At 61.1% G+C, this 12,192-nt stretch carries 9 protein-coding genes; 5 read left to right on the top strand and 4 right to left on the bottom strand.

Annotated elements, in window-relative coordinates:
• Positions 1-191 precede the first annotated feature (191 nt).
• Together DYL59_RS26630 and DYL59_RS26625 are read left to right on the top strand one after the other, a co-directional pair.
• The gene (locus DYL59_RS26630; protein ID WP_135291820.1) at positions 192-5,117 is read left to right on the top strand and encodes a dermonecrotic toxin domain-containing protein; all 4,926 of its coding nucleotides are present in this window, start codon (positions 192-194) and stop codon (positions 5,115-5,117) included.
• 91 nt (positions 5,118-5,208) lie between these two features.
• Positions 5,209-6,354, top strand: a complete 1,146-nt coding sequence (locus DYL59_RS26625) for a MalY/PatB family protein (RefSeq protein WP_135291819.1) — start codon at positions 5,209-5,211, stop codon at positions 6,352-6,354.
• A gap of 117 nt (positions 6,355-6,471) precedes the next feature.
• On the opposite strand, the gene DYL59_RS26620 is transcribed toward DYL59_RS26625, so the two are convergent.
• A complete protein-coding gene (locus DYL59_RS26620) occupies positions 6,472-6,687 on the bottom strand; it encodes a TOBE domain-containing protein (RefSeq protein ID WP_003173733.1) in 216 nt (71 codons plus the stop codon).
• Between the two features lie 317 nt (positions 6,688-7,004).
• Between DYL59_RS26620 and DYL59_RS26615 the strand changes: the two genes are divergently transcribed.
• From DYL59_RS26615 to DYL59_RS26605, 3 genes are read left to right on the top strand one after another with little or no spacing between them, the layout of a single operon-like run.
• Positions 7,005-7,961 (top strand): aliphatic sulfonate ABC transporter substrate-binding protein, encoded by a 957-nt coding sequence (locus DYL59_RS26615; RefSeq protein WP_135291818.1) that lies wholly within the window; start codon positions 7,005-7,007, stop codon positions 7,959-7,961.
• Positions 7,962-7,971: 10 nt separating this feature from the next.
• Positions 7,972-8,799 (top strand): ABC transporter permease, encoded by an 828-nt coding sequence (locus DYL59_RS26610; RefSeq protein ID WP_135291817.1) that lies wholly within the window; start codon positions 7,972-7,974, stop codon positions 8,797-8,799.
• Positions 8,796-9,512, top strand: a complete 717-nt coding sequence (locus DYL59_RS26605; RefSeq protein WP_135291816.1) for an ABC transporter ATP-binding protein — start codon at positions 8,796-8,798, stop codon at positions 9,510-9,512. Before DYL59_RS26610 ends, DYL59_RS26605 begins: the two co-directional genes overlap by 4 nt.
• 126 nt (positions 9,513-9,638) lie before the next feature.
• Here the strand turns inward: DYL59_RS26605 and DYL59_RS26600 are convergent, their stop codons facing one another.
• The 3 genes from DYL59_RS26600 to DYL59_RS26590 form a co-directional block, all read right to left on the bottom strand.
• Positions 9,639-10,541 carry a FecR domain-containing protein gene (locus DYL59_RS26600; RefSeq protein WP_135291815.1) on the bottom strand — a complete coding sequence of 301 codons (903 nt, stop codon included), beginning with the start codon at positions 10,539-10,541 and terminating at the stop codon, positions 9,639-9,641.
• Positions 10,538-11,056 carry a sigma-70 family RNA polymerase sigma factor gene (locus DYL59_RS26595; protein WP_135291814.1) on the bottom strand — a complete coding sequence of 173 codons (519 nt, stop codon included), beginning with the start codon at positions 11,054-11,056 and terminating at the stop codon, positions 10,538-10,540. The genes DYL59_RS26600 and DYL59_RS26595 overlap by 4 nt, the downstream gene beginning before the upstream one ends.
• 92 nt (positions 11,057-11,148) lie before the next feature.
• Complete coding sequence (locus DYL59_RS26590) at positions 11,149-12,078, bottom strand: LysR family transcriptional regulator (RefSeq protein ID WP_135291813.1); 930 nt, start codon at positions 12,076-12,078, stop codon at positions 11,149-11,151.
• Positions 12,079-12,192: the final 114 nt, after the last annotated feature.

Here is a 12,192-nt window from a genome sequence, read left to right as displayed (position 1 = left end):
CAATGGTGTACCACATGGTCCCGGCGAACCAACGCGACGCCAACGAGCCGAATACACCCGACAAAAGATCCGAAAGAGCCAAGGCCGATAGCGAACTGGCTATCGAGGTTCATCGCGCGCTTGTTGAAAATAATGACGAGCCTCTGCACATTCCACCGGACTCGACCCTTGGCGCGTGGTTCAGTCAATTCATGCTCGCGGTATACAGTCCGGCTGCGCAGCAGTTTTTAGAACAAGGTCGTTTTGACCATGATGACATCCACTTTCACCCCGCCAGCAACAGCGTCACCGGACGCCACCTCAACCAGCTCAAGGAAATCAAACTTACAGGCGACAAAGCGCAGCCCGCCATCCTTGGATTGATCATGGCGGCCGCCACCGTCATTGATAGTGGACAGAACCGCGGGATGTCCTCTAATGACGCCTATGACTCAACCTTACCCCTATCGACCGTCCTGGCCTTTTACGATGTAGACCGCAACGACCCTGACGCCCTCGCCGCGCTGGCACGGGACAAAGGGTTTGCCCACGTGTCGTCCCCTCAGCGCGTCAAATCCGAGAAGGCCCGTGGCGAGCAAACCTTGCGCACCTTCCAGCGTCTGATTGGGGATATCTACGACCGCAATGAACTGGGCCTTAGGCTGCAATTGATCCTCGATAGACTGGATTCGGAACCCTCCGACCAAGCATTCCTTCAGCGTTGGCTGGACGAAAGCGTTATGTCCATCAAACCAGGCTCATCCTATGCCCAAGCGCATCATTGTGCCGAAGACGCCGTTGTCAGCCTGGCGCAGTTCATCCATGCCTCGGGTAGGCCTGTGCCGACAACCCACGAGGCGCTACGGGACCTGAAACTGCAACTGAACAATGACGCCGATATTTTTCTGGCCGACAGCCTGCTGGCCGAAAGCTACAGCCGTGCCGTACAACAACACCCCAAACCCTCAGCGCCAGTGCGCATTGAAGTGCCTGCACACTCCGTGATGGGTGCGTGGCTGACGCTCTACCGCGACCACCTTGAGCAGCCGCAGGTGGTTCAGTGGATGCACGACCAGGGCATCGACCCGGCCACGGTGGTCATCACGGCGGCGACGGGCACGTTATCCGCCAAAGTGAAGGGCCAGACCAGAGTATTCACTCTGGACGACGACTCTGGCTGGCATACGCTCGCCAGCCCGCTGATCGCGGCCGCTAAGGTGATCGCGCCCGGCCCGCAGCAGCCACTCCCACGGCCGCTGGGCAACCCGGCGTTTGCCGCAACGGAGGCTGAGATCGGCGCGTTTTACGGCGAAACACCCAACCCCGACGCATCCAGGCTCGCCACGCTGAAGGCCCAGGGCGGGTTTGGCTTTCCGCCCGCCGACGAGGCGCTGAAGCTGACCTCACGCTCACTCAAATCCCTCGCACGGCACGAGCAGCTTGCCGCCGCCCATTTCGAAAAACTCGCCAAGGCGGCCGCTGAAAAAGCCCGCCTGACCCGCGAAAAAGAACGTTACACCCAGCTGTTGAGTAGCACCGGCCAAGCCCTTCCAGTAGTGCGTCAGGAGGCCAAGAGGTGGGCAGAAAAGCTTATCTTCGAGCAAACCGGCTGGACCGTGAACGCCGATGAGATTTTTCTAAACCGCTTCCGTGGCATGCCCTCTGAAACAATGAGCGCGACCGGCTGGGAACACCTTTCCCAAGAGCCGTCTTCGTCGCTCGCGCTGCCGGACGCACTGCTTAAAAACTTCAGCGAACAGGACTGGCTGCCGGGCGAGCTGGACGTGAATGCAGGGTTGTACAAAGTCGGCCGTGGACATGGCCAGGAAGGCTACGGCTTGCACAATCAATTCCCCATGGCCCCATCACAACTGATGAAGGCCGCCTGGAAGACCGATTTCCAGGGCCAATTCACACAACAGCTAGATACCTTCTGGAACACCCATCGCGACGACTATCGCGCATGCCTCAAGGGCGAGTTCGTCAGCCAGGCACGCCAACAACTCAAGGCTTACAACGGCGCATCGGCCCAAGAGAAGCAAAAAATCCCGGAAGAACAGCGCCTGACCAGGGACGACTACCGCCACATCATGGCAGCGGTCGCCGGCAACCTGCCGCTCGATGAAAACCAGCCGCTGACCCTTGAACACCTGAAGGCTGAGGCGCCCGTTGAACGCTCCGGCGCATCGGTCCACGCCCTCGTTATCAATGGCGCCATATCCAGCGATATTGTGCGTTTGAGCAAGCTTGCGGGTGGGAGGCAGATCCTATATATCCCGGGTAACAAGCCCGCATTTCTGTGTTTCAAGTCCATAACGGACATGGACAAGTGGATCGCCGACCAGGGCAATGCCCCCGAAAAGCGCAAAAAGCTGGCGTCTCACTTTCGTCTCAAGGATCGGCAGGATGACGACGGATTCTGGCGCGATGTCGGCACCTTCATCACCGGCAATTACCTGGCCGGCAAAGGCGTCGACACCTCGTTGAAAAACATAGGCTCGGGGTACTGGAGCAACCAGGAACACGTGGTGATCGATGATCAGAATGTCAAGATACAGGGTGACTTGTTCAGCACCATGGCCAATATCGCTCAAGAGCGCATGGCCAGTGACGCGGATATCTGCATCAAGTCCAACAGCGAAGTCACCCGCGACACTTGGTTGAACGACATGACCGTCGCAGCGGGCCTGCTGGCCAAGTTTGCACCGGTCGGGGAGCCGCTGGTGGTGGCTTTGGCCGCAGGCACAGGCTTGGCAGAACTTGCGTTGGGCGCCGAGAAAGCCGCTGACGGCGACACCTCGGCCGAGCGTTCACAAGGCGTTTCCCATGCAATTGATGGAGCACTCAATACGCTGTTTTCCGCCACCAGCCTAAGCGACGGAGCCATTGAAGACCCCTTCGATATAGCAATTGAGCCCTTGTCACCCACGACCCACATAACTCGCCCGCCGCTCAAGCGCGACATTGCACTGCGTACCGAAACCTTTGCCGACGGCACCCGCGCCTTGTCCACCGAGACGCCACTGTCCGAGCACGCCTATACCCTGCCCCGCGCCAACGGTTTTGACGTGATCGATGAAAACCACGTCTATCGCTACGACCCGAAAACGCCCGGTGTCATGAGCGACCTGCAAGCGTCTGACGACCTTAAGGAACTGGACGAATTCGAAGCCTATTGCCCCGCGCCAGTTGGCGGCCGAGCCAAGCGCGGGGTCAGTGATACCTGCTTTGTACGCAGCCTCAAACCAGTCAAGGACCCGCTGCAACAGGAGTTGCAAGCCCTCGAACACGTACGCCTCTACCCCAGCGCCAAGAAGTTGCTCAAGCGCGACCGCCTCACCGTTTTTGAAAGGCGCCTGTATAAGGTCAGCGACGACAAGTTGGTCTCTGTGCCACGTACCGAACCCGTCAACTACAAGCACGCAATACGCGGCAGCGTGGTCAACGACAAACAATTCGGGCTTTACGACGGCACCGCCAATGCCTTCCTGAACACCGAAACCCGCGTGGTCAAGCTCGGTGCAATCAGCGATTCATGCAACGACAGCCGCGAGGTGCGCGGCGTTGTCGTCGCCAGCCCGGTAAAAGGCGACGCCTCCAAATACCTGGTGGTTGAGGCGGATATCGGCGAGTTCTATTACGTCAAACTCGACGAGCTGAAAAAGCCCGACGCGTTGTTTATCAAGTGCGTGCCTACGGATTTCGACAAAGCCCTCGCCAAAGGCTATCGCAATGCCCTGTACCGCAAACAGACGCCGCCCGGTACATCCCTCGACAACCGGTTCATTGCGCTGCCGAAACTCGACACCGTCTACAAGCAACTGGAAAAGGCCGGATATGCCAAGGGGGACGTCGATGCACTCAAAGCCCGCTGCGAAGGCATGAACGCCGAACAGAAACGGGAAATCGCGTACCAGTTGCGCCAGCGTGGCACCACAGGGGTGGAAGACGCTGCATTGAGCCCCGTCGACGTGCGCCCACTGGTCAAGCCGGCAGGCTTCGACAGCCTTACCCCGGCACAACAAAACGGGATCTACGCCCAACAAGCCTTGCAGAGCGTACAAAAAGACCTGCAGGCCACGGGCCTGGGGCCTGGCAACGTGGTGCGATCGGCCGCCGACCGGGCCCGGGCAGAGGCAGCCAACACGGTGGTCAATTGGCTGCGCCAAACCCGCAACCCGCGCACGCTGCTTTCCGGCAAGAGCGTGGTCAAGGCCGGTGCCGGCAATTGCGGAGAAATGGCCGCGCTCTCACGGGAGATCATCAACACCAGTGGCGGCCGTGCCTATGAATGGTTCGCCGGCGACAGCCACGCGTTTACCGTAGTAGGCGGCCCGTCGAATATATCCTCGGGGAGCGTCAGGTTCGACCAGCCCGAGTGGGCAGACGCCTGGGTGGTCGACCCCTGGGCAGGTATCGCCTGCCCTGCGGCCCAGTACACGCAAAAGCTGGGGCAGACCATGCGCAAATGGGCGGCGGATGGCTGGGTCATTCGAACCAGCACCGACGACGCCATGAGCCCGACGAACAAACAGTGGCTGGATGCATTGATCGCCGAGCCGAAAAAACCCTACGCCCATGGCTACAGCACCGAACGTACGCCGCAAATCAAGTCCGAGCCGCGCATCGTGGTGCCGCGCCCCCTGCCTGCACCACAAACTGTCGAAGTTTCGATGGGGTATTCGCAAACCGTCGAAGACACAACGTCCACCCTCTCCACCCGCTACCTCTCGGACTGCTCGGCCCTGGCCGTGCTCACCGACCTCAAGGACGGCGTCTACCAAAAGCGTACCCTGATGCATCTGACCGGCAGCAGCCTGGAACTCGGCCTGTTGGACCAGAATGTCGTTCAGTTGCTGGAAAAACTGAACAAATCCTTGGACAAGGGCGGCAAGGTGATCTTTGTCGGCGGGCTCGATTCCCACTCTACCGTGGGCATGGGCGTAGTCCTGGGGCAAGAACACAGCGGCCGCAAACCCTTGCTGGATATCCTCCGAAAACCCGGCGTGGACACTGTGATCGCGGGGTCATCCGGCATCGATATCAAGCCGGACGGCACCTTCACGTTGATGCAAGACCGCGGCAAAGGCGTGTTCGACGCGGCGACGATCAAGGATGTTTTCGACTTCGCCACCTAAGGCGCGCGCGCAGGCGGATAGTCGGCGCCTACGGGGCAGTGAATGGCGTTAGAATCAGCGCCATTCCTGCCCCCCGACACGAGCCCCCTTCATGCACTTCGATTTCGACACGATCCACACCCGCCTCGGCACCGGCAGCACCAAATGGAACCGTTACCCGGCAGACGTGTTGCCGATGTGGATCGCCGACATGGATATCGCCGCGCCGCCGGCGATTTTGCAGGCGCTGCGCGAGCGTCTCGATCAACAGATCCTCGGCTACAGCGTGGCCGGCCCGGATGTGCGTGAAGCCATCGTCGCCGACCTGTGGGCCAAGTACGCCTGGCGCGTGCTGCCTGAAGACCTGTTGTTTTTACCCGGCGTCGAACCGGGTTTCAATATGGCCCTGAACGCCTTTGTGCAGCCGGGTCAGCCGGTGGTGTTGCAAACGCCCAACTACCGACCGATCCGCCTGGCACCGGGCAACTGGAACCTGCCGCGCATCGAAGTGCCGTTCGAGCTGGTCAACGGCCAATACCTCACCCCGCTGGCGGCCATGCGCGATGCCCTGGCCGGTGCCGGCGCGCTGTTGCTGAGCAACCCCCACAACCCCATGGGCAAGGTGTTTCCCCGTGAGGAACTGCTGGCCGTGGCCAATGCCTGCCTAGAACAGGGCGCGTTGATCATCAGCGACGAAATTCACGCCGAACTGTGCTTCGACGGTCGCCGTCACATTCCCACCGCCAGCCTCAGCCCGCAAATCGCCGCGCGCACCATCACCCTGATGTCGGCGAGCAAGGCCTATAACGTCGCCGGGTTGAAGACCTGCTTTGCGGTGATCCAGAACGCCGAGATCCGCGAGCGCTTCAACCAGGCCCGCTGCGGCATGGTCGACAGTGTCAGCCCCCTGGGCCTGGAAGCCACCCGTGCGGCCTACAGCCAGTGCGGCGACTGGCTGGATGCACTCAAGCACTACCTGCAAGCCAACCGCGACTACCTGCTCGATGCCGTGCAAACCCGTTTGCCTGGCGTGGTAATGCATGCGCCCCAAGGCACCTTTCTGGCCTGGCTCGACTGCAGCGCTTTAGGGCTGGATGACCCGCAGCAGTTCTTCCTGGAGCAGGCCAAGGTTGGGTTAAGTGCGGGGATTGAATTTGGCGATGACAGCCAACAGTTCGTGCGCTTGAACTTCGGCTGCCCGCGGGCAATGCTGGAAGAAGGGATTCAGCGCATGGAACGCGCCCTGCGTACTCGCTGAATACCTGTAGGAGCGAGCTTGCTCGCGAAAAACGTCAACGATAACGCGAGCAACCTGAAGGTTCGCAGCGTTCTCGGTTTTTTCGCGAGCAAGCTCGCTCCTACAAGGGGTGCGGCCTCAGAGCTTGGCGATAGACACTTCGGTGGACTTCACAAAGGCAATCACCTCACTGCCCACTTTCAATTCCAGGTCACGCACCGAACGGGTGGTGATCACCGAAGTGACGATGCCGGACGCGGTTTGCACATCGATTTCGGACACCACCTCCCCCAGCAGGATTTCCTTGATCACGCCTTTGAACTGGTTGCGCACGTTGATCGCTTTGATGGTCATGTCGGCTTTCCTTTTGGCTGTTGGGTCAATCCGCACGAATGCGCAGGCCCTCAAGATGCAGCAGCGGAGAAAAACTTAAAAGGAATATATAACTCTTTATTTATACGATATGGATATATACGAACTGTTGCCCCGCCAACAGCGGTTCAACAATTTGCCCACTTACACCACAGCCTCCCGCCCCTCAAGCCCCGTAAAGACGCTGCCTAAGCAGATGGCACAGAGACTGCATATTCCTATAAAGCATGATGGAACATGCCAATTCATTTTTATGAATATAAGAAAGCCTTCTCTCAACGCCTTGCCGGAGCTGTTCCATGAAACCCTTCACCCAACGCTTACTGGGCGCCTGCGCCCTCGCCCTGTGCCTGCAACCGCTGGCCCAGGCAGCCGAAACCGACCCGGCACAAGTCAACCTGGATTACGCCTATTACTCGCCAGTCAGCCTGGTGCTCAAGCACTTCGGCTGGCTGGAGCAAGCCCTGCCGCAATCCAAGGTCGGTTGGGTGTTGAGCCAGGGCAGCAACCGCTCCCTGGAATACCTCAACAGCGGCGGCGTCGACTTCGCCTCCTCCGCCAGCCTGTCGGCCGTGTTGAGCCGCGCCAACGGCAGCCCGATCAAATCGGTGTACGTGTACAGCCGTGCCGAATGGACCGCCCTGGTGGTGCGCAAGGATTCGCCGTTCAACAGCGTCAACGACCTCAAAGGTAAAAAGATCGCCGCCACCAAAGGCACCGACCCCTACCTGTTCACCCTGCGCAGCCTGCAAAAGGCCGGGCTGAAAAAAGACGATGTCGAACTGGTGCACTTGCAGCATCCGGACGGCCGTACCGCCCTGGAAAAAGGTGACGTGGACGCCTGGGCCGGTCTGGATCCACACATGGCCGCCAGCGAGATCCAGGCCGGTTCGCGCCTGCTGTACCGCAACAAGGACTTCAACAGCTATGGCGTGGTGAGCGTCACCGAGAAATTCGCCAAGGAGCATCCGCAGACCATTACCAAGGTCATCGGCGCCTACGAAAAAGCCCGCGACTGGGCCGTAAAACACCCGGATGAATTCGCCAAGCTGCTGGCCGATGAGTCCGGCCTGCCGTTGGAAGTGGCCAAGCTGCAACTGTCGCGCACCGACCTGAGCACACCGTTCCTGAACAGCAAGGACGTGGTGTCGTCCAAGGCCGCCGCACCGATCCTGGTATCCGAGGAACTGGTGCGTCGCGGGGTGAACGTAGACCAGGTGATCGACCAGTTGATCGACACCTCCTTCGGCAAGTAAGGGGCGCGTGATGACCAGCAAAACCCAAGCATTGCCCCTGGCAGCACCGTCGGTGATCAACCGCAGCGCCTGGCCACGGCGACTCAAGGGCCTGGTGTTGCCGGTATTGATCCTGCTGGTGCTCGAAGGCGTGGTGCGCGTGGGCTGGCTGCCGTCGTACCAGATGCCGGCGCCCAGCGAAATCGCCGTAACCCTGACCCAGCTGGCCGAAGGCGCACTGTGGAAACACATCAGCGCCAGCCTTGGCCGCGTGCTGCTGGGCTTTGCCATCGGCGCCAGCCTGGCCCTGGTGTTTGCCGCCTGGGTGGGCCTGAGCCGTGAAGCCGAGGCTTACCTGGAACCGACGTTCGCCGGGCTGCGCTCGATCCCGAGCCTGGCCTGGGTGCCGCTGTTGTTGCTGTGGCTGGGCATCGACGAAACCTCCAAGATCGTGTTGATCGCCATTGGGGCGTTTTTTCCGGTGTACCTCAACGGCGTAGCGGCCATCCGGGACATCGACCGCAAGCTGGTGGAAGTCGGCCAAATGTATGGCTTTAGCCGCCGCCGGCTGGTGCGGCGGATCCTCTTGCCGGCGGCCCTGCCCGGCCTGTTCACCGGGTTGCGCAGCGGCTTGAGTCTGGCCTGGATGTTCCTGGTGGCGGCCGAATTGATCGCCGCCACCAAAGGCTTGGGTTACTTGCTCAGCGATGGTCGGGAAACCTCACGGCCCGATATCGTGTTGGCGGCGATCATCGTGCTGGCGCTACTGGGCAAAGTCAGCGACGGCCTGCTCGCGGCATTGGAAAAACGCTGCCTGGCCTGGCGCGACACCTTCAACGGTCAAGGGGCACAGCAATGACGACATCAGCGTTATTGGACATTCGAGTAGAGCGCAAAAGCTTCGCCGACACCCTGGTACTCAAGGACGTACGACTGGCCCTGCAGCCTCGCGAAGCCGTGAGCCTGCTGGGTCCCAGTGGCTGCGGCAAAAGCACCTTGCTGCGCATCGTCGCCGGCTTGGAAAAGGACTATCAGGGCCAACTGCGCAGCCCCGACGGCGAAGTGGCGTTCGTGTTCCAGGAGCCACGGCTGATGCCTTGGCTCACGGTGGAACAGAACATCGGCTTCAGCGATGACAGCCACTACGACAAGGCCTGGGTCGCCCAGTTGATCGAGGAAGTCGGCTTAAAGGGCTTTGCCCAGGCGCTGCCCAAGGCACTGTCCGGCGGCATGGCCCAGCGGGTGGCGATTGCACGGGGCTTGTATTCACGCCCGCAGGTGTTGCTGCTGGATGAGCCGTTCAGCGCGGTGGATGCGTTTACCCGCATGAAGTTGCAGGACCTGCTGCTGCAACTGGCCGAGCATCACGCCATCGCGTTGCTGCTGGTGACCCATGATGTGGACGAGGCGCTTTACTTGAGTGACCGGGTGCTGGTGATGGATAACCGCCCGAGCAGTATTCGCCAGGCATTGGGGGTGGAGTTGCCACACCCGAGGGACCGGCGTGATCCGCGACTGGCGCAGCTCAAGGTGCAGGCGTTGACCGAGTTGCAGCGGGCGCATGTGATCTGAGGCTGGCAACGCAGTTCCAATGTGGGAGCGGGCTTGCTCGCGAAGGCAATGGGTCAGTGATGGATATATTGACTGACACACCGCTTTCGCGAGCAAGCCCGCTCCCACAGGAGGTTTGTGGAGATTTCAGCTTAGGGTGACCCAATAACGTGTCCGCGCCTGCACTTCGAAGCCCAATGTCGAGGCCAGCAGGTTAAGAATTCGGTCTGTGTCGTCGAGGCGAAAGCTGCCGGTTACACGCAGCGGTTCCAGACGCGGGTCCCATCGCAACACGCCAGGCCGATAACGCTCCAACTCCCGCAAAAAATCCCCCAGCGGTTGGTTCTGCGCCGTCAGCACGCCATCGCGCCAGCCCAGTTGCAGTACATCAAACGGTGCCCAGGCACCGAGCCCGCTGGCTTTGAGCGGTGCTTGCTGCCCGCCTTGCAGGGTCGCCAACTGCCCGTTCAGGTCGCGCACTTGCACCGTGCCCTTGAGCACCGACACCCGGCAACCGCTCGCCAGCTGTCGCACGCAGACTTGCGCCTGGCTCACGCTGAGCTCGCCATAGCGGGTATGGACGGTGATGGCCTGCGTACCCGGCACGCTCAGCGCCATCTCGCCCTCCACCAGGGAAATGCGTCGAGGCGCCACGTCCACTGCGCTGGCGGTATTGAGTTGCAAGCTGGCGCCATCGGCCAATGACAGGCGCCTGCGTTCACCCGTGGCGGTGTGCAGGTCGGCACGCCAGGCTTCGATGGGCAGTTGGCGGCTGATCAGCCACGCCGCAGGTACCAAGGCCGCGATCCCCAGCGCACGCTTGAGCACTGCACGCCGCGCAGGTTGCGGACGGTCGAGGCTGGCCATCGCCAAGGCGTGGGGCAAGCCGCTGAATCGCTGGCGCAGGGCCTGGGCTTTCTGCCAGGTCTGTTCGTGTTGGGGGTGGCTGTCGCGCCAGTGCTGCAGGGCCGCGTGATCGCGCTCTGTGGCCGCGCCGGACTCCAGCAACGCCAACCACTGGGCGGCGGCGCGTGCGACGTCACGGCTCACAGGTCCACCAGCAGGCAATGCTCGTAGGCCTGGGCCATGTAGCGTTTAACGGTGCGCTCGGACACGTCCAGGCGCTCGGCAATCTCGCGGTAACCCAGGCCTTCGAGCTGGCTCCACAGGAACGCGCGGCGCACCAGCGCCGGCAGGCCGTCGAGCAATTCGTCGAGCGCCTGGAGGGTTTCGAGCATCAACCAACGCTGCTCCGGCGACGGCACGCAGGCTTCGGGTAAGGTAGCCAAGGCATTGAGATAGGCTTGTTCAAGGCTGCGCCGCTGATGAAAGTTGACCAGCAGGCGCTTGCCCACCGTCACCAGGTACGCCCGCGGTTCCTGCATCTGCGCAATGGGCTGGGCACTGGCCAGCACGCGCAGGAACGTATCCTGGCTCAGGTCCGCCGCATCCCAGGCATTGCCCAGGCGCCGGCGCAGCCAGCTTTCGAGCCAGCTGCGATGGTCGCGGTACAGGCTCGACAGGGTCGGTTCGGGGCCGTGGGTCGGAGCAACAGCATCATTCATGGCAAGCAACCTGCGCGGCGCGACTGAGTCTCAAATGAGATTCATTCTATTTAATATCGTGTCGGCATACCATGATCTTTTCAACATTGCGTCTACAACATCGCCGCTTTCTGCCGCAGCAGGTCGATAAACAACCCCAGTTCCCGGCTTACACCTTCGCCCTTGCGCAGCAAGAGGCCAAAGGGCGCCAGGCGCACGTCCAGGGCCACGGGCAAGGCCACCACCAGGCCCATTTTCAGGTAGTCGCGCAGGGCACTTTCCGAAAGCACCATCACCGCGTCGGTCAATTGGATCAGTTGCTGCATCGAATAAATCGAATTGCATTCGATCACGTCCGCCGGGCTGGGCAGCGCCAGGTCTTGCAAGGCCTGGTCGAAGCCGATGCGCGCCGGGCTGGTCTGCGGTTGCAGGATCCACGGCCAGTCGCTCACCAACTCCGCCAACTCCAGATGCTCACGCTGTACCAGCGGGTGCCCGGCGTGCACCACCACCAGCATGCGTTCATTGCCCAGGGGTTCGAAGGTGTAATGCTCGCTGTCGGTGGCGGCGTTGCGTCGGGTGATCCCCAGGTCGATGCGCCCCTGTTCGAGCAACTGGATCACTTGGTCACTGGTGTCCCCCATGATGCGGATACGCAATTGCGGGTTCAGCGTCTTGATCTGGGCGATGGAGTCCATCACCAGGTCCGGCGCGGCGCCCATGATGGTGCCGATCGACAAGTAGCCATAGCCGCCTTGCTGGCGGGCGCTCAAGTCTTCGGCACAGCGATCCAGGCCGCTCAAGGCTGACTCGGCGAAGCGGATCAGCTCCTGGCCGAGGGCGGTGGGCCGCATGCCCCGAGGCAAACGCTCGAACAGGTCGCAGCCAAACATGTCCTCGATCTCGCGCAGCATGCGCGTCGCGGCCGGTTGCGACATGTTCAGGGCCTGGGAGGCGCGATGCAGGTTCTGACTGGAACTGAGCGCCACCAGCATATGCAGGTGCTTGTAGCGCAGGCGGTTGAACAGGCTGGGACTACGCATGGGTTACCCTTTTTATCGATACCCTGAAGGTATCACTTGTAAGCGAGATTCGATTTGTAGCGCATTGCTCGCCCGCCGTACAGTCCGGCCCATAAGAACAAAACACCGGACTGC

Origin of the sequence: Pseudomonas kairouanensis (assembly GCF_004682055.1) — a bacterium.
GTDB classification, from domain to species: Bacteria; Pseudomonadota; Gammaproteobacteria; order Pseudomonadales; family Pseudomonadaceae; genus Aquipseudomonas; species Aquipseudomonas kairouanensis.
This window is presented reverse-complemented; position numbering and strand designations above follow the sequence as displayed.